Raw genomic sequence first — 18,018 nt, 5'->3', positions numbered from 1 at the left:
AGAATGACAGAAGCGGAAGCCATCGACGACGGCTTCGTCGAGTGGCGGCCCGACGTCGACCCGGAGTTCGACGAGAAGGCGTTCCCCGAGCTCGGCATCCCGGTGCGCGCGATCCGCGGCTGGGCGCAGTACACGCTGTTCGGGGAGCCGACCGGGCCGCGCCGCGCCAACGAGCAGTACCGCCCGGGGCCGGTCTGGCGCGGTTTCCCCGTGCCGACGACCGACGCCGAAAAGCTGCTCGGCTACCTCGGCGCGAGCTGGATCAGCCGCGCCGAGTTCGTGACCGCGCTGCTCGACTGCGAAGTGCTGGCGCCGACGCCGGAGGGAGAACCCGTGGTCCGCCCGGTGCCGGGCGGCCACGAAGTCATCGCCTACAGCTCGTCGGCGAAGGTGCCCGGCCGCTATCCGCGGCGGTGGCGCGTGACGGTCCGCGAGCTGCTGGCCGGCCGTCCGTCGACCGGACTGACCCTCGACCCCGGTACCGGGGTGGTGCGGAGCCTGACCGCCGCCGAGCTGGGTGCCGTCGGCGCCGGCGAGCGGCGGCCTCTGCTCGACGAGCCCGCGCCGGAAGCCGGGCCCGAGGTCGCCGAGGCGCTGCCCGCGCTGGTCGCGGAGTTCGGCGTCGAGCCGCCCGACCTGCTGGAACGGCACCTGCGGTACGCCGTCGACCACGCCCGCGACCACCACTTCGAGCTTTCGCCCGAGGACTGCGTCCGGTACCTGCGCGGGTTCGCGTGGCAGTACCGCAACGGCGTCCGGCGGCGGGCGGGCCAGGACCCGGAGTGGCCGGCCGACCTGGGCGCGAACGGCCTGATCACGCACGTCGACGAGGACGCGCGCCCGCGGCCGGTGCCGTGGACGTTCGGGAAGTTCTCCGCCTTCGGCACGGTGGCCGCGCGCTTCGCGTGGCACCGGATCGTCGGCGCGTACGTCGGCTTCGCGATCGGAGACGCTCTGGGAGGCGGTGCCGCCGGCACGCTGGGCGGGCTGACGCGCCACCTGCTGTTCCACACCGACATCGTGCTGCGCGGCCTGCCGCCGGTGCCGACCGGCGAGGTGCCGGCCACGCTGCCGGATCCGGACCCGGTCGGCTGGCTGGCCGTCGCGACGCGGCGCGCGGCCCCCGCGCCCGACGACCTCTCGACGTTGCTGGCCACGGCGCTGGCCTCGACGCCGGCGAGCGCGGTCGCCATCGACGGCGTCGACGGCGAGCAGTACGCGAAGGATGTCGCTCGCGCGCTGACCGGTGACGAGGCCGGCGCGGAGGTCACTGAGGGCGTCGAGCTGCTGATCGCGCTGTTCCAGGCCCTGCTCACCCGCGACACGTTCGCGCTGCCCGTCCACCTGCGGCTGCGGGAGCTCGGTGGCGACCTGGCGACCTCGACGCTGGCGTTGCGCGAAGACCGCGACGCCGACGACGTGACCCAGCTGGAGAGCATCGGCGACGGCCGGAGCGTCCGGTCGGTGCTCGGCCGGGCGCTGTTCGCCGCGGCCAAGCGCGGTCACGACCCGGAAGCGGCGATCACGCTCGCCGCGCGGTCCGGCCCGGTCGCGGGCGCGATCGCCGGGGCGCTCGTCGGTGCCCGGCTCGGCGTTCCTGGCCTGCCCGCCGCGTGGGTCGCCGCCCTGCCGGACCTCGGCCTGCTCGACGACGTCGCCGGCGACGTCTTCTGGTACTTCAACCGCAACGGCCTCCAGACGGAGACCGCGGAACACCCGCGCTGGGAACGCCGATACCCCAGTGGCCGCTTCGCGCCGAAACCGAAGGGACCGGACTTGCGCTCACGACTGCGGGGGAGCCTGCTGGCCGGGGCGATCGGCGACGCGCTCGGCGCGAAGACCGAGTTCGACTCGATCGACCGGATCCGCGAGATCGCCGGGCCGGCCGGCATCACCGACTACATCCCCGCGTACGGCGGCGTCGGCCGGATCACCGACGACACGCAGATGACGCTGTTCACGCTCGAAGCGCTGATCCGGGCGCACGCCCAGCGGCGGCGGACCGGCTCGGCGGACGTCGTGCACTCGCTGCAGATGGCGTACCAGCGCTGGCTGCACACGCAGGGCGTCGCCTGGGACCGGGCGCGCGGGCCGCAGTCGGACGTCGAGGCGCCGGACGGCTGGCTCGTCACCCACCAGGAGCTGTTCAGCCGGCGTGCGCCGGGCCTGACCTGCTTCGGCGAGCTGGAGGCATACGGCCGCTCGGGCGTCCGGGGCACCATCGAACGCCCGGTGAACAACTCGAAGGGCTGCGGCGGCGTGATGCGCGCGGCGCCGGTCGCTTTGTGGTCGGACGACCTCGCCGAGGTGTTCCGGCTCGGCGCCGAAAGCGCGGCGCTGACCCACGGTCACCCGAGCGGGTATTTGTCCTCGGGTTGTTTCGCCGTGCTCGTCCACGGGCTGCTGCACGGGAAACCGCTGCTCGACGCCCTGGCGGCCGCGCGCGACGAGCTCGTGAAGCACCCGGGTCACGAAGAGCAGGGCGCGGCGCTCGACGCGGCTCTGGCGCTGGCGGAGCAAGGACCGCCGACGCCGGAGAAACTGGAGTCGCTCGGGCAGGGCAACGTCGGTGAAACCGCGTTGTCGATGTCCGTGTACGTCGCGCTGACCACCACCGACGCCGATACGGCGTTGCTCGCGGCGGTCAACCACAGCGGGGACAGCGACTCGACCGGTTCGGTCTGCGGCAACCTCGTCGGCGCGATGTACGGCGAGGAAGCTCTGCGGCGGAGCTGGCTGGAGCGGCTGGAGCTCCGCGATGTCATCGTCGGCCTGGCGGACGACGCGGTCACCGAGTTCGGCCCGGCCGCGCCGGGTGACGACCGGTGGTTCGCTCGGTACCCGGTCGACTAGGTTTCCGGTGTCACTGGGGTCAGGGGAGGACGAAACGTGCGTTACCGGGTAGAGGTGGCCGAACGCCCGGACGGCCTGTACGCGACGTGGGGCGAGGGGACGTTCCGCGCGCAACGTTCGACGACCGACGGCACCGTGCTGCTGTCCGTGTTGCCGGAGGAAGAGGCGCCGGAGGGCTTCGACAAGGAGTTCGAAGACCGGCCGGCGCGGGTCGTGCCGGCGAGCGAGGTGCCGGCGACGTTCACGCTGCGCACCTTCGGCGAGTACGACGGCGAAGTCTTCGAGGTCGCGCCGGGCGCGCGACCGGAGCTGACCCTGCGCTGGGTCAAGGACGACGCCGCCCGCGCGGCGCAGCTGGGCCTGACCGACTTCTCGGTCACGGTGCCGGCGAAGCAGGTCACGGCGCTGTGGCAGACACGGCTGGACTTCACCGAGACGCCGGAAGCGCGGCCGCAGCCGGGCACCGGCGACCAGAACGCGCTGCTGCGCGCCATCGGCCGGACGCTGCTGCACACGGTGCCCGGCGGCTGGGCCCGCGTCGGCGCGCAGTTCCGGCAGGTCGGCGACTACTCCGAGATCGAGGTCCGCGCGGTCGGCGACGAGGACGGCCCGGTGTCGGTCTCGCTGCCCGCGGCGCCCCGGCTCGGCGGGCTCTTCGCGCGGTTGCGGGCCGCGATGTTCCAGCCCGAGGTGGGCACCTGGTATCAGGGGACGTTCACGCTCGACGCGGAGTCGCAGTTCGACTTCGACTTCGACGCCGACCGCGAACCGCACTGGCGGGTGCCGCCCAACGAGGGCGGCCGCCCGTCGACCGCCGCTTACGAGCTGGAGCTGGCGACCTTCCCCCGGACGCCGAAGCACGTTCCGGCGTGGTTGACCGCTAAGGCCGGCCTGCCCTTGGACGTCACCTTCCGGCTCGCCCGGGCCGCCGACTCGCACACCGAGGGCGAGCGGCCGGTGGTCAACCGCCCGCCGGTGCCGCCGGACCAGGTCCGCGGCGTGCTCGACTACCTGTTCCGGGCGCCGGTCGCGCTGCACCGGCCCGCGCCACTGCCGGACATCTTCGGCGCGCCGGGCGCGAAGCCGGACGTGCCGAACGCCTTCCACACCGACGGCACCTGGATCTGGCCCGCCGCCGTGCCGCACTACCTGCGCAAGTACGGGGTGCCGCCGGAGCCGGAGCTCGTCGAGCACGCGCGCGCGGCGGGCTTCCGGCCGCCGTTCGTCGGCGACCTCGTCCGCGCGACGGCGGAAGCCGAGGTCCTGGGCCAGCCGCGGCCGCCGCAGACGACCGCCGACCTGCCGGACGAGCGCGCGCTCGTCCGCGTCGCCCGCGGCGAAGACGTGCGTGAGCTGCGAGGCGCGGAGACGCTGGAGCTGCTCCAGCAGCGGCTCGCCGAACACGGCGTGCCGGCCGCGGCCTACCGGATCGGCGCCAAGGAGATCCCGGCCGACGGCGTCTGGACGCTGCGGCGGGCCGAGAACGGCTGGGAGGTCTCGCGGCCGCCGTCCGACGAGCCGGTGGCGTTCGGCTCGCTCGGCGACGCGGCCCGGTTCCTCCTCGGCGTGCTGCTGATGCTGCCGCCGCGGCCGGCGGAGGAGTCCGACCTGCCCGCCGACTGGCCGATCCTGCCGATGCGCGGCGAACCGCCGTTGAACTTCTACCGCGGCAAGCGCGTGATCGTGCTGCCGCCGGGGACGACGGTCGTCCGGTTCGGCCCCGAGACCGGCAACCTGGTGCACGCCGAGGGTTCGCGGTTCGTCGAGACGTCGCTGGCGTTCGAACGCGAACGCGAGAAGCGGCTCTACCGGGTACAGCGCTCGGTGCGGGCGCTGACCGGCGTGACGGCGCCGTGGAGCGGGATGCCGGGCGGCGCGGTCGCCTACCTGCTGCCGCGACCGCTCGCGCAGCACCTCGAGACGGGCTCGCTCAGCAGGCAGTGATGAGGACGGCGGGTGACCACCAGTAGTCGGCGAGCGGTTCGACGCCGACCTCGGTGAAGCCCGCCGTCTCCAGCTGCTCGGCCCAGCCGGCGGCCGGGTGCTCCCAGTTCGTGCGCTCGTGGCCGTCGACGATCCCGAGCAGGACCGGCAGCAGGAAGCCCTGCGCGACCAGCGACGCGTCTTCGCCGTACTCGGCGACTCCGCGCTCGTAGCGCTCGACGAGCGAGCGAAGGTGCTCCGGCGACCCTTCGACGTACTCCGGGATGTCGAACTCGGCGAGCACCAGCGTCCCGGTGCGCAGCTGAAGCGCGCGAAGCACGTCGGCGCGCTGCTCCGGCTCGATGGACTGCAGGGCGAACGTCGACTGCGTGAAGTCCCAGCCGAGGTCGTCGCGCGCGAGGAACTCCTGCGCGGTGGCCCGCCAGCACTGCGCCGACGGCACCCGCTCCCGGACGCCGTCGAGCAGCGCGGCGGACGGCTCGACCAGGTCGATCCGGCTCGGCACGTGCGTGGCCTGCTCCAGCGCGGGCACGACCGCCAGGCCGTCACCGCAGCCCAGGTCGAGCAGCGATTCCGGCTTCGCGTCGTCGTAGCGGGCGGCGAGGGCGGCGCTCAGCGCCCGGTACAGCTCGACGTTGCCGCCGCCGCGGATGAACGTCGTGAACGCCTCCGGCTGGTCGTACACCGCTGCCGAGCCTTCACCGGCCAGGTGGATCCGCAGTTCGCCGGCCAGCGGCGAGCCGGACCGGCGGGCGAGTTCGGCGGCCTGGTCGCGGTCACCGGAGCGGTAGGCGGCGAGGGCGTCGGCGAGCAGCTCGATCGAGTTCATGCTCCGGGGATATCAGAACGGCACCCACAACGTCACCCGCGTGCCGCCCCCGGCGAGTCCCGACTCGACCAGCGACGTCCCGCCGACCTCCGCCAGCCGCGCGGTGATCGACTCGCTGATGCCGAACCCGGCCGGGTGGTCGGCCGCGCTGAAACCGGCGCCGTGGTCACGGGTGATCACCGCGATCCCGCCTTCGCGCTCCTCGACGCGGACCACGACCCGGTCGGTCCCGGAATGCTTCATGGTGTTCCGCATCGCCTCGCGCACGGCGTCGCGGATGGCGATCTGCCGGACCTCCGACAGCGTGTCGTCGTCCAGCTCGGCCACCACGAGCTGAGCGCGCAGTCCGTCGCGCGCCATCTCGGCGGCGAGCGCGGCGAGCTTCTCGCCCAGCGGCCGCGCGCCGTCCTCGGCCTGCTCGGACGCCGCCGACTCGATCGTCTGCCGGATCTCCATCGCCTGCGCCCGGGCGAGCCGCTGGATCTCGATCAGCCGTTCTTCGGCGTTCGACGCACCCGAAAGCGCCATCGCCTCGAGCGTCTGCAGCACGGTGTCGTGCAGCATCCGGTGCTGCTGGGCACGCTCGGCCAGCCGGCCGTTGCGGGTGCCGTAGGCCAGGGCCAGCCGGGTGCCGAGCCCGGTCAGCACCAGCGCGGCGGCGGCCAGGAACAGCTCGGCGAGCAGCGCCGAGAAGGTCGAGAACGCGGCCCCGACGTGGAACAGGCCGCTGTTGAGCCAGTTCGCGAGCATCCGCAGCGGGAAGCTCGCGAGGCCGAACACGAGCCCGCTGGGAACCCCGAGCGCGAGCGTCAGCAGCCCGGCCTCGCCGAGGAGGTGGACGCCGCTGACCGCGAGCGCGTCGAAGTACACCTCGGTGGGGACGGTCAGCGCGAGGACCAGCGGCGAGAACACCGTGAAGACCAGATCGACGGCCAGCAGCTTCCCCGCGTCCCGGCCGCGGAACGGCGCCGAGCGGAACATCCAGCGGAAGCCGATCACGTTCAGCGCGACCGAGAGCAGGGTGAACACGCCGACCGGCAGCAGCCCGCTCGTGCCGTTCCGGATGGCGTAGACGCCGAACTGCCCGGGCACGGCGAGCAGCCGGAAGGCCAGCGGGATGAGCACGACGTACCGGGTGGCGCGCAGCAGCAGGCCGTCGCGCCGGCTCGGGTCGATCGGCCCGGCCATCCTCGAGATCCGCTTCAGCGCGTGGATCGGGGTCGGGTCGCCGATCTCGTCCGAGAGCTCGCTGGTGGCCGTCGCGATCGCGGGCGCGCCCTGCCTCAGGAGCGCCACGAAGAAGCTGCCCCCGGTCGCCGTCTTCGGCGGGTCGGGCGCTTCGGTGGACATCGCGCGGACAACCCCCTGGTCACGTCGGTGAACCGAGGTTAGGGAGTATCACCGATCCGCGACGGCCAGGTCCAGGCTTCCACGAAATTCACAGTAAGCCGGCCAATCTTTTACGGGGGCTCCGGGTGGCGGAGCCCCCGGCCCGGAGCGAAGCTCCGGAGGACGCTGTCAGGAATTTCCGATTCCCTGCTCGGCGGCCCACTTCTTCAGCTCGGCGACAGCGTCGTCGTGCTCCAGCGGGCCGCGGTCCAGGCGCAGCTCCTTGAGGAACTTCCACGCCTTGCCGACGTCCGGCCCCGGCCTGATGCCGAGCAGCTCCATGATCTGCTCGCCGTTGAGGTCCGGCCGCACGCGGTCGAGGTCCTCCCTGGCCTTGAGCGCGGCGATGCGGGCCTCGAGGTCGTCGTAGGTCGCCTGCAGCGCCGCCGCCTTCCGGCGGTTGCGCGTGGTGCAGTCGGCGCGAACGAGCTTGTGCAGCCGGGTCAGCAGGGGACCGGCGTCGGTGACGTACCGGCGGACCGCCGAATCCGTCCACTCGCCCTTGCCGTAGCCGTGGAACCGCAGGTGGAGGAACACGAGCTGGGAGACGTCGTCGATGATCTCCTTGGAGAACTTCAGCGCCCGCAAACGTTTGCGGGCCATCCGCGCCCCGACCACCTCGTGGTGGTGGAAGCTCACGCCGCCGCCCGGCTGGAACTCCCGCGTCGCCGGCTTGCCGGCGTCGTGCAGCAGCGCCGCCAGCCGCAGGATGAGGTCCGGCTCCGACGTCGGCTCGTGCGACTTCTCCAGGTCGATCGCCTGGGCCAGCACGGTCAGCGAGTGCTCGTAGACGTCCTTGTGCTGGTGGTGCTCGTCGATCGCCAGCCGCATCCCGGGCACCTCGGGCAGCACGCGGTCGCCGAGACCGGTGTCGACCAGCAGCTCCAGGCCGGGCCGGGGGTCGTCCGCGAGCAGCAGCTTCGACAGCTCGGCCTGGACGCGCTCGGCGGTGATCCGGTCGATCTCTTCGGCCATCGACGTCATCGCGTCGACCACCCGCGGCGCGGCGGTGAAGCCGAGCTGCGCGGCGAAGCGGGCGGCCCGCAGCATCCGCAGCGGGTCGTCGGCGAACGACTCCTGCGGCGTCGCCGGCGTGTCGAGGACCTTCTCCCGCAGCGCGCTCAAGCCGTCGTGCGGGTCGATGAACGTCTTGGACGCCAGCTCGACGGCCATCGCGTTGACCGTGAAGTCGCGCCGGAGCAGGTCGCCCTCGATGCTGTCGCCGAAGGTGACCTCGGGGTTGCGGCCGACACGGTCGTAGCTGTCTGCGCGGAACGTCGTGATCTCGAGCTGCATGCCCTTCTTCGTCACGCCGACCGTGCCGAAGGCGATGCCGACGTCCCAGACCGCGTCGCCCCAGTCGCTGACGATCTTCAGCACCCGGTCCGGCCGCGCGTCGGTGGTGAAGTCGAGGTCGCCGGAGCGCCGGCCGAGCAGCGCGTCGCGCACGCTCCCGCCGACGAGGTACAGGCGGTGCCCGGACCGGGCGAACCTCTCGGCCAGCTCGTCCGCCAGGGGGGAGAGCCGCATCAGCTCCACCACCGCGTTCTCCTTGGCGACCACGTCGTTCACGAAAATCCCACTGGGTTCGGGTGCGGTTACTACAGGCACCACCGGACAGGACACGGAGAGCCAGCCTACCGGGGCAACCGTTTGCTCTAGCATCGCAGCATGTCTGGATCAGCCGGCCGCCCCGGCGCCTCGAAGCCGCGGAGGCGGCGGAGGCGTCAGCGCGGCAGGCGCCTGACCACGGTCGACGAGACGTCGGCCGGTGGCCTCGTGGTGGACGCCGAGCGCGAACAGGCGGTGCTGATCGGCCGGCTCGACCGGCACGGCAGACTGCTCTGGTCGCTGCCCAAGGGCCACATCGAGGACGGTGAGACGGTGGAACAGACGGCCGTGCGCGAGGTCAAGGAGGAAACCGGCATCTCCGCACGCGTGCTGCAGCCGCTGGGCACCATCGACTACTGGTTCGTGGCCGAGCGGCGGCGCATCCACAAGACCGTCCACCACTTCCTGCTCGAAGCGCTCGGCGGGGAGCTCTCCGACGAAGACGTCGAGGTCACCGAGGTGGCCTGGGTCCCGCTCGCCGAGCTGGAGACCAAACTCGCCTACTCCGACGAGCGCAAGCTCGTCCGGAAGGCCGGCCAGATGCTCAAGGAACTTTTCGCGCGCCCGGACGTCCACGGACGAGACGAGCACGCCCCTGAGGGAGCCCCCGAGTGAAGCGGTTCGCCGCAGCCTTCCTTTCCGTCCTCTTCCTGGCCGTCCCCGCCCTCGCCGGCGCGACGGTGGCCCAGGCCGAGGAGGGCGCCCGCTTGCGCGTCGAGCTGAACGAGCTCAACCCGCGCGTGATCACCGGTTCGACGACGACGCTGACCGTGTCCGGCACCGTGACCAACACCGGCGACCGCAAGGTCAACCGGCCGCAGGTCCGGCTGCAGGTCGGCGAGCGGCAGACGACGTCGCGCGGGATCGGCGACGTCCTGTCGGGCGCCGTCATCAAGGACGCCCCGCTGACCGACTTCACCTCGCTCGCCGACGCGCTCGAGCCCGGGCAGAGCGCGCCGCTGAACATCACGGTGAACCTGACCGGCTCGAAGGCGGCGTTCGCCCGCCCCGGCGTCTACCCGCTGCTGGTGAACGTCAACGGCACGCCGGAGTTCGGCGGCCCCGCCCGGCTGGGCGCGGTCAGCATGCTGATGCCGGTGCTGGCCGGGCCGGGCAAGACGACCGGGCACTCGTCGGCGGGCGCGCCGAGCATGACCCTGCTCTGGCCGCTGACCAGCAGCGTCCCGCCGGTCTACGCGGCACCGTACGGCCAGCCGCTGGTGCTGCGCGACGACAAGCTGGCCGACGAGATCGGCCCCGACGGCCGGCTGAACGCGCTGGTCACGGCCGCGACCACGGCCGTCCAGGGTGATTCGAGCCTCGCGAAGTCGATGTGTTTCGCGCTCGACCCGGACCTGCTGGCGACCGTCGACTCGATGAGCCGCGGCTACCAGGTGCACACCGAGAACGGGAACATCGACGGCAAGGGCGTCCAGACCGCGAAGACGTGGCTGACCTCGCTGCGTTCCCTGCTGACCGGCCGGTGCGCGGTGGCGCTGCCCTTCGCCGACGCCGACCTCAACACCGTCTCCCGGATCCGTCCCGGCGATCCCATCCTGGTCGCCCAGGCGGCCGCGGCGGCAGCCACGATCCAGCAGCTGGCCGGCGTCACGCCGCAGACCGGCGTGCTCTGGCCGGACGGCACGCTCAACGAGTCGGTGCTCACCGCCCTGACCCAGGCCGGCGTCAAGACCGTCCTGACGGACGCGGCGAAGCTCGCGCCCGCCGGCGCCGGCGGCGGGGTCACCGTGCAGGGCAGCACGGTGTGGGCCCAGCCGACCGACTCGCTGATCTCCGCGGCCATGACGGGTGTGCCGAGCGTGCCCGACTCGGTGACCGTCGCCGCGAACACCGAGCGGGCGATCGCCGGCCAGAACGGGCTGGGCGCGCTCGCCTTCCGGGCCGGCCTCGGCCTGCCGGCCGGGCAGGAGCGCCCCAACCACCTGCTCGTCGCCCCGCCGCGGCGGTGGGACGCGCCGGCCGCCGAGCTCACGACGTACCTGCAGCAGGTCGGCGACTTCCTCAACGCCGGCGTGGTCACGGCGGCGTCGCTCCCGTCGCTGCTGTCCGCCGGCCCGGCGAGCTCCGGCGCGGTCGGCGACGGCGGCCAGGATCCCGGCGCGGCCATCGACCCCGCCGTCGTCTCGACGCTGGCGAAGCTCGACGACCAGGCCACCGGGATGGCGTCCGCGATGCAGCTGGACCCCACCAAGCGGGTGAAGCCGGAGGACGTCGTCGCGCCGGTCCGGCTGGCAGAGCTGCGCGGTGCGTCCACCGGCTGGCGGGGCCTGCCCGCCGACGCGGCGACCATGAACGCCCAAGCCGAGATCGGGGCCATCAGCGACCGGGTGAGCGTCCAGCAGCCGCGGCAGACCATCGCGCTCGCGTCCGGCAACTCCCCGCTGCCGGTGTACGTGGTGAACGACCTGCCGGTCGGGATCAACGCGCGGTTCACCCTGAACAACAACATCGGCCTGCGCGCGGACGACCGCAAGGAAGTGTCCTTCCCCGCGGGCGGCGGGCGGCAGTACTTCCTCCCGGTGGAGGCGCTGCGGGCCGGCCGGTTCAGCGTCGATGTGTCGTTGAGCACGCCCACCGGTACCCCGCTCGGGTCATCCGCGCGGTTCGAGCTGACGTCGACGGAGTACGGCGCGATCACCATCATCGCGACCGTCGCTGCAGGTGTGGCCCTACTTCTGCTGGCCTCCCGGCGCATCTACCGGCGGGTGAAGGACGCCCGCACGGGTCGCGACTTGGTGGACTGATCTCTCGCCCTTCGAGTGTTACGGGCGGTTCCCGATTACCCTTGGTCCGCACGTGCGGCGGCACCCGGCCGCGGCACCGGACCGAGCACCGAGGATTGGGCACGCGTTGGAGAGAGAGCCGGGCTTACCACCCGAGCGTGCGAGTCGTCCTCGGCGCGAAGGCGCTCCACCCCCGCAACGGGGCGATGGGCCCCCGCGCGCGTCGCAGCCGGTCCGCCGTCAGCCGCCACCGCCACCGCAGCCGCCGCCTCCTCCCCCGGAGCGCGGCCGCCGCCAGCCGCCCCGGAACGGTCACACGCGCCAGATCCCGCCCCCCGAGGATGCGACGGTCCGTGACCAGCGCCCGCCCCGCGAAGACGGGGGGCCGCGCCGCCCGGCTCGCGAGGACGCACCGCCCCGCCGCGCCCCTCGCGACGACGCCCCGCCCCGGCGACCGGCGCGCGAAGACGGGCCGCCACCCCGCCGACGTGCGCGCGACGACGCACCGCCGCGCAAGGGACGTCCCGTCGACGGACCCGTCCGCGACGGCCGGCCGGTCCGCGAAGGGCGGCCCCCGCGCGACGACGTACCCGGACACGACGGGCGTCCCGTCCGCGACGACGGCCTCCGCGACCCGCGACCCGTCCGCGACGACGCACCTGTTCGTGACGGCCGCCCCGTCCGAGACGAAGGCCTGGTCCGCGACCAGCGGCCCGTCCGAGACGAACCACCCGTACGCGACGACGTGCCCCCGCCCGACGCCTGGCCCGTCCACGACGAGGCCCCGCCCCGCGAGCCGCAGCGTCCCCCTCGGCGCGTCCCGCCGCCCCCAGGCCCCCCGGGACCGCCTCCGCAGCTGCCCCCGCAAGGCCCCCCGCCGCGTGGCGGGCAGCCGCCCCGCGGCGCCGGACCTGGCCCGGCACCCACCCGCATCCAGCCGGTGCCGCCCGTGCCGCCGCCTCCGGGACCGCCGGGTCAGCCGTCGGCCCAGGGACGGCTGCCGCAGCCGGCCCCGCCGTCGACCCCGGCCCAGGGCAACCCGGCCCCCGGCACCCCGCCGCCCGGCATCCCGGTGCCCCCGCGCGGGCGCGGGTCCCGGCGTCCCGCGCCGGTCCGGCCGTGGCAGGAGGAGGGCCAGCGCCCGCCCGACCCGGAGGCCACGCGGTTCATCCCGCGCACCGCCGGCGTTCCGATGAACTCGCGCTGGCCGGTCGCCGACCCGGACGTCATGCGCCCGTACGACGCGCTGGCCACCCAGGTCATGCCGGCGCTCAAGACGCCGCTCGTCAAGCCGGTCGAGCCGGGCGCGGAAGCCCCGGCCAAGGCGCCGTCGCTGGCGAAGGCGTCCGGCCGGATGGCGATCGCGTCGCTGATCAGCCGCATCACCGGCTTCCTCTGGAAGCTGCTGCTGGTCGCCGCGATCGGCCAGGGCATCGCGAACGACTCGTTCAACGTCGCCAACACGATGCCGAACATCATCTTCGAGCTGCTGATGGGTGGCGTCCTCGCCAGCGTGGTGGTGCCGCTGCTGGTGCGTTCCCAGGACGAGCCGGACGGCGGCGCGGCCTACACCCAGCGGCTCATCACCGTGGCGTTCTCGCTGCTGCTGGTCGGCACGGTGGTCGCGGTGCTCGCCGCCCCGGCGTTCACCGGCCTCTACGTCGACGGCTCCGGCAAGGCCAGCTCGGCGCTCACCACGGCGTTCGCCTACCTGCTGCTGCCGGAGATCTTCTTCTACGGCGTGTTCGCGCTGCTCTCGGCGGTGCTGAACGCCAAGCAGATCTTCGGCCCGACGGCGTGGGCACCGGTGATCAACAACCTGGTGGTCATCTTCACGATCATGGTCGTCTGGGTCATGCCGGGGGACATCGACACCGTCCACCCCTCGATCACCGATCCGAAGGTGCTGACGCTCGGCATCGGCGTCACGGGCGGCATCATCGCCCAGGCCTTCCTGCTGGTGCCGCCGCTGCTGCGCTCGGGCTTCCGGTTCAAGTGGCGCTGGGGCATCGACAAGCAGATGAAGGAGTTCGGCGGCCTCGCGCTGTGGATCCTCGGCTACGTCGCGGTGAGCCAGGTCGGGTACACGATCAACACGCGCGTGCTGACCAGCGGTTCACCCGGTGGTGTGACGGCGTACAGCAACGCCTGGCTGCTCTTCCAGCTCCCGTACGGCGTCATCGGCGTCTCGCTGCTGACGGCGATCATGCCGCGGATGAGCCGCGCGGCCGCCGACGGCGACCACAAGAAGCTGATCGGCGACCTCTCGTACGCGTCCCGGATGTCGACGGTGATGCTCGGCCCGATCTCCGCGGTGATGACCGTGGTCGGCGGCTCGATCGGCATCGCGCTGTTCACCTTCGGCAAGGGCACGATCGAGACCGCCGAGCGGCTCGGCGACGCGCTCGCGATCTCGGCGTTCGCGCTGCTGCCGTACGCACTGGTGATGCTCCAGATGCGTGTCTTCTACGCCATGAAGGACGCCCGCACGCCGACCCTGATCATGATCGTCATGACGCTGGTCAAGGTGCCGCTGCTGTACCTGTGCCCGGTGCTGCTGTCGCCGGACAACGTCGTGCTCGGCGTCATGATGGTCAACGCGCTGACGTTCGTCGTCGGCGCGATCCTCGGCCAGGTGTGGCTCTGGGTGACATTGGGCAACCTGCGCAGCAAGCGGGTGATCGGCGTGATCCTCTTCACGGTCGTCGCCAGCGGGCTCGGCGTCGGTGCGGCCTGGGCGGCCGGGCGGATCGTGCCGGACTCGTTCGGGCCGACTTTGCAGGCGTGGATCAAGCTGTTCCTGCAGGGCATCGTGGGGATCGTCGTCTCGTTCGGCGTGCTCATGGCGTTGAAGGTCGAAGAGCTGAAGCCGGCGACTTCGAGGTTCACCCGGTTGATCAAGCGGGGGTAACGATTCCGGTACGGATGGCGACGACTCCCGCGTCGTATTCTGGGTAACCTTGGTGCGGGGAGCTAACGGGAGAGTGCGGGTGGACACGAGGCGGAGCGAACAGGCGGGGGGTGCGAACCACGTGGGCAAGGCCCAGGTCGGATCGCTGGCCCCCGGGCGCGTGGTCGGCGACGGCCGCTACCGCCTCCTCGCGCAGTTCGGCGTGGACGAGCGGGGTGACGCGCACCTTTGGCGTGCCCGCGACGGGCAACTGAAGCGGGACGTCGCGCTGACCCTGCTGGTCGGCGACCCGGCCGACCCGGAAGCCGCGCGGCTCGCGCGGCGCACCCTCGAACGCGCCACGCACGCGTCCAAGTTCGGCCACGGCGGCGTCGCCCGCGTGCTCGACGTACTCGCGCTCGGCAGTGGCATCACCTCCAGCGAAGGCCTGCTCGGCGTCGTCGTCGCGGAGTGGACCAAGGGCAGCGACCTGGTCGACCTCGTCGCGCAGCGGCCGGTGGCCCCCGCCGCGGCCGCGCGGATGGTGCAGGCGCTGGCCGAAGCCGTCGAGCAGGCCCACCAGAACGGGCTCGTCCTCGGCCTCGACCACCCCCAGCGGCTGCGGCTGACGCCGAACGGCGCCCTGAAGCTCGCGTTCCCCGGCCCGCTGCCGGAGGCGACGCTGCGCGACGACGTCAAGGCGCTCGGTGCGGTCCTCTACCTGCTGCTGACCGGACGCTGGGCGCTGCCCGGCGGCCCGCCCGCGATCCAGCCGGCCCCGACGACGCCGGAGGGCCGGATCGTCCCGCCGCGCCAGCTCATCCCCACGGTGCCCGCCGACCTCTCGTCGCTGGCCGTCCGCACGATCGAAGACGGCGGCAACGGCGGCATCCGCACCAGCGCGGCCATCCTCCGGATGCTCGACCAGGTGGCCGAGGAAGAGGAGCGCACGCAGCTGATCAAGGCCGTCGGCGGCGACGCCGCCGAGGCCGAAGGCACGGTCTGGACGACCAAGAAACCGGTCAAGGACGTCGCGCGGCGGCGCAAGCTCGCGCTCGGCGTCACCGTGCTGGTGGTCGCGACCGTCGTCATCCTCGCCTGGGGCGGGCTGATGCTGATCAACGTCTTCCAGGGCGACTCGAAGGCGAGCGGGCCGACGATCAACGTCGCCGCGCCGCCGGCGTCGAGCCAGCCGGCCGGGCAGCCGTCCGCGTCGAGCCAGCCGGCGCCGCCGCCGTCGCCGACCGTGGGTGCCGCGGTGAGGCCGCAGGTCGTCGCGGTCTACAACCCCGAGGGCAAGGGCGACAACGCCTCGCGGGCGAAGTACGCGACCGACGGCAAGGCCGAGACGCAGTGGCGCACCGAGCAGTACAAGCAGCAGTTCCCCGTCATCAAGCCGGGCGTCGGGCTGGTCGTCACCTTCAAGGACCCGATCAACCTCAGCCAGGTGCAGGTCGTGGGCGGCACCGCGGGCACCAAGGTCGAGATCCGCTCGGCGACCGAGAAGAACCCGGACTTGGCCGACACGAAGGTGGTCGGCAACGCCGACCTGAAGGACGGCGACACGACGATCCCGCTGGCCCAGCCGACGCAGGGCGAGTACTTCATCGTCTGGATCACTCAGCTGGGCGGCGGCGACGGGAAGTTCCAGACCGAAATCGCGGACCTGGCCTTCCTGCCTGCGGGGTGACGCACCCGACAGGGTCAGTAGGCTCTCCCGGGTGACAGCTGCAGCTCCCACGGATGCGGATCTGATAGCGGCTCACGCCGCGGGGGACCCTCATGCGTTCAGCGAACTCGTCCAGCGACATCGAGACCGCATGTGGGCAGTCGCCCTGCGCACGGTCCGCGATCCGGAAGAGGCCGCCGACGCGTTGCAGGACGCGTTCATCTCGGCCTTCCGGGCGGCCGACAAGTTCCGCGCGGAGTCGCAGGTCACGACGTGGCTGCACCGGATCGTCGTGAACGCCTGCCTCGACCGGATCCGCCGCCGCCAAGCGCGCCCGACCGTCCCGCTGCCGGAGACCGGCTTCAACGAGCCCGCCACCCCGCGCGACTCGATGGCCGAGCGCGAGACCAGCCTGCTCGTCCGCGAGGCCCTGGACCAGCTGCCCGAAGACCAGCGCGCCCCGATCGTGCTCGTCGACGTCGAGGGCTACTCCGTGGCCGAGACGGCGAAGATGCTCGGCATCGCCGAAGGCACCGTGAAGAGCCGGTGCGCCCGGGGCCGCGGAAAACTCGCGAAGGTTCTCGGACACCTGCGGAACCCCGATGCGATTGCGAACGTCCCAACTCACGAAAGCAAACGGGCCGGGCGTCAGCCGGGTAGCGGGGAGGGACGATGACGGACGAAAGCCGGGGGATCGGGGGGACCGTCGGTCCGCCCTGGTCTGTCGATGTGCTCGCCGACCTCCACGCCGGTGTCCTGGACGACGCCGAGACCTCGCGGCTGTGGCCGCTGGTCAACGCCGACCCGGAGGCCCGCGCGATCCTGGACGCCCTCGACGCGACGCAGTCCGACCTCGCCTCGCTCGCCGATGCACCCGCCCCGCCGATGCCCGCCGAGTTCGCGGCCCGGCTCGACGCGGCGCTGGCCGCCGAAGCAGCGGCCGCCTTTCCCGGACAGGACCGGCCCGGACGCACGCAGGCGCCGGCACCGCGGCAGGCCGGGTCCGGGGACGCCGAGGTGGTGGACCTCGCGGCGGCCCGGCGGCGCCGGAACAAGCGGCTCGGCTGGGCCGCCGGCGTCCTGACCGCGGCCGCGGCGGCGGTCGTCGCCGTGACGGTCGCGATCCCGGGGACGTCACAGCAGGCCGGCACCCCGAACGTCGCGGCACCGGCGCCGACCGGCCCGTCGGTCGGCAGCGACGGCGCCGGTGCCCAGGCCCTGATCGGCAAGGCGGTCGGCGTCCGCGACTTCGGCCCCCTGCGGACCGAAGACAAACTGGACGCGTGCATCGCGGCCGCCGGGCTCGACCCCGACGTGCGCCCCGAGGGCATCCGCCCGGTGAATGTCGGCGGCAAGTCCGGGGTCATGATCATCCTGACCACCGGCAAGCTCGCCCAGTTCCGGCTAGTGGCCTTCGGCGCGGACTGCGGACCCGGTAACCCGGCCGTCCTGTTCGACAAGGTCGTCGGGGAGAAGTAGCGGCTGTCACGGCTGGGAACATGGCCACCTACGATCGTGTTGAGCCTGGTACACGGGTCACTACGAGCGGAGGTCCACGGGTGGCTGCCGAGGAAATCAGGAACCTGATCGTCGTCGGGTCGGGTCCTGCCGGATACACCGCTGCCGTTTATGCGGCGCGGGCCCAGCTGGAACCGCTGGTGTTCGAGGGTACGCAGTTCGGCGGCGCGCTGATGACGACGACCGAGGTCGAGAACTTCCCGGGGTTCCGGGACGGCATCATGGGTCCGGACCTGATGGAGGAGATGCGCAAGCAGGCCGAGCGTTTCGGCGCCGAGTTGCGTGCGGAGGACGTCGAGTCGCTGGAGCTGACCGGGGATGTCAAGTACGTCCACGCGAACGGTAAGCGCTACGCCGCCCGCGCGGTGGTGCTGGCGATGGGTGCGGCGGCGCGGTATTTGAACGTGCCGGGTGAGCAGGAGCTGCTCGGGCGTGGTGTGTCGGCTTGTGCGACCTGTGACGGTTTCTTCTTCCGCGACCACGACATCGTGGTCGCCGGTGGTGGTGACTCGGCGATGGAGGAGGCGACCTTCCTGACGAAGTTCGCGAAGTCCGTCACGGTCGTGCACCG

General features: G+C 72.7%; 13 protein-coding genes. 9 read left to right on the top strand and 4 right to left on the bottom strand.

Annotation, left to right across the window (positions count from 1 at the left end; all coding sequences use genetic code 11):
* Positions 1-3 precede the first annotated feature (3 nt).
* Together AB0N03_RS28365 and AB0N03_RS28360 are read left to right on the top strand one after the other, a co-directional pair.
* A complete protein-coding gene (locus AB0N03_RS28365) occupies positions 4-2,853 on the top strand; it encodes an ADP-ribosylglycohydrolase family protein (RefSeq protein ID WP_364377703.1) in 2,850 nt (949 codons plus the stop codon).
* A 36-nt stretch (positions 2,854-2,889) separates the two neighbouring features.
* Positions 2,890-4,797: a TNT domain-containing protein gene (locus AB0N03_RS28360; protein WP_364377701.1), complete on the top strand. Its 1,908-nt coding sequence runs from the start codon at positions 2,890-2,892 to the stop codon at positions 4,795-4,797.
* Here the strand turns inward: AB0N03_RS28360 and AB0N03_RS28355 are convergent.
* The 3 genes from AB0N03_RS28355 to AB0N03_RS28345 all read right to left on the bottom strand — a co-directional run bounded on the left by AB0N03_RS28355 (position 4,784) and on the right by AB0N03_RS28345 (position 8,587).
* On the bottom strand, positions 4,784-5,626 hold the full coding sequence (locus AB0N03_RS28355; RefSeq protein WP_364377699.1) for a class I SAM-dependent methyltransferase: 843 nt from the start codon (positions 5,624-5,626) through the stop codon (positions 4,784-4,786). The two genes, AB0N03_RS28360 and AB0N03_RS28355, sit on opposite strands and share 14 nt — an antisense overlap.
* Positions 5,627-5,638: 12 nt before the next feature.
* A complete protein-coding gene (locus AB0N03_RS28350) occupies positions 5,639-6,976 on the bottom strand; it encodes an ATP-binding protein (protein ID WP_364377698.1) in 1,338 nt (445 codons plus the stop codon).
* 168 nt (positions 6,977-7,144) lie between these two features.
* Positions 7,145-8,587, bottom strand: a complete 1,443-nt coding sequence (locus AB0N03_RS28345) for a CCA tRNA nucleotidyltransferase (RefSeq protein ID WP_364377696.1) — start codon at positions 8,585-8,587, stop codon at positions 7,145-7,147.
* Positions 8,588-8,686: 99 nt separating this feature from the next.
* Between AB0N03_RS28345 and AB0N03_RS28340 the strand changes: the two genes are divergently transcribed.
* A complete protein-coding gene (locus tag AB0N03_RS28340) occupies positions 8,687-9,241 on the top strand; it encodes an NUDIX hydrolase (RefSeq protein ID WP_364377694.1) in 555 nt (184 codons plus the stop codon).
* Complete coding sequence (locus AB0N03_RS28335; protein ID WP_364377692.1) at positions 9,238-11,391, top strand: DUF6049 family protein; 2,154 nt, start codon at positions 9,238-9,240, stop codon at positions 11,389-11,391. Before AB0N03_RS28340 ends, AB0N03_RS28335 begins: the two co-directional genes overlap by 4 nt.
* A 124-nt stretch (positions 11,392-11,515) precedes the next feature.
* Here the strand turns inward: AB0N03_RS28335 and AB0N03_RS28330 are convergent, their stop codons facing one another.
* Positions 11,516-12,145 carry a hypothetical protein gene (locus tag AB0N03_RS28330; RefSeq protein WP_364377690.1) on the bottom strand — a complete coding sequence of 210 codons (630 nt, stop codon included), beginning with the start codon at positions 12,143-12,145 and terminating at the stop codon, positions 11,516-11,518.
* Positions 12,146-12,562: 417 nt separating this feature from the next.
* On the opposite strand from AB0N03_RS28330, the gene murJ reads away from it, so the two are divergent.
* From murJ to AB0N03_RS28305, 5 genes are all read left to right on the top strand, one after another.
* On the top strand, positions 12,563-14,281 hold the full coding sequence (gene murJ / locus AB0N03_RS28325) for a murein biosynthesis integral membrane protein MurJ (protein ID WP_364377982.1): 1,719 nt from the start codon (positions 12,563-12,565) through the stop codon (positions 14,279-14,281).
* A 121-nt stretch (positions 14,282-14,402) separates the two neighbouring features.
* Positions 14,403-15,950 (top strand): protein kinase family protein, encoded by a 1,548-nt coding sequence (locus tag AB0N03_RS28320; RefSeq protein WP_364377688.1) that lies wholly within the window; start codon positions 14,403-14,405, stop codon positions 15,948-15,950.
* Between the two features lie 31 nt (positions 15,951-15,981).
* The gene (sigM, locus tag AB0N03_RS28315) at positions 15,982-16,605 is read left to right on the top strand and encodes an RNA polymerase sigma factor SigM (protein WP_086679039.1); all 624 of its coding nucleotides are present in this window, start codon (positions 15,982-15,984) and stop codon (positions 16,603-16,605) included.
* The gene (locus AB0N03_RS28310; protein ID WP_364377686.1) at positions 16,602-17,408 is read left to right on the top strand and encodes a hypothetical protein; all 807 of its coding nucleotides are present in this window, start codon (positions 16,602-16,604) and stop codon (positions 17,406-17,408) included. The genes sigM and AB0N03_RS28310 overlap by 4 nt, the downstream gene beginning before the upstream one ends.
* A gap of 80 nt (positions 17,409-17,488) precedes the next feature.
* Positions 17,489-18,018, top strand: a 530-nt coding sequence (locus AB0N03_RS28305) for an FAD-dependent oxidoreductase (protein WP_364377684.1), incomplete at its 3' end; no start/stop codon positions are given.

This window comes from Amycolatopsis sp. NPDC051061, assembly GCF_040682935.1.
Taxonomy (GTDB): domain Bacteria; phylum Actinomycetota; class Actinomycetes; order Mycobacteriales; family Pseudonocardiaceae; genus Amycolatopsis.
This window is presented reverse-complemented; position numbering and strand designations above follow the sequence as displayed.

Excerpts from the sequence above, each read along its gene's own strand:
- AB0N03_RS28365 (WP_364377703.1), top strand. The coding sequence starts at position 4 with ATGACAGAAGCGGAAGCCATCGACGACGGCTTCGTCGAGTGGCGGCCC.
- AB0N03_RS28355 (WP_364377699.1), bottom strand. The coding sequence starts at position 5,626 with ATGAACTCGATCGAGCTGCTCGCCGACGCCCTCGCCGCCTACCGCTCC.
- AB0N03_RS28350 (WP_364377698.1), bottom strand. The coding sequence starts at position 6,976 with ATGTCCACCGAAGCGCCCGACCCGCCGAAGACGGCGACCGGGGGCAGC.
- AB0N03_RS28340 (WP_364377694.1), top strand. The coding sequence starts at position 8,687 with ATGTCTGGATCAGCCGGCCGCCCCGGCGCCTCGAAGCCGCGGAGGCGG.
- murJ (WP_364377982.1), top strand. The coding sequence starts at position 12,563 with ATGAACTCGCGCTGGCCGGTCGCCGACCCGGACGTCATGCGCCCGTAC.
- AB0N03_RS28310 (WP_364377686.1), top strand. The coding sequence starts at position 16,602 with ATGACGGACGAAAGCCGGGGGATCGGGGGGACCGTCGGTCCGCCCTGG.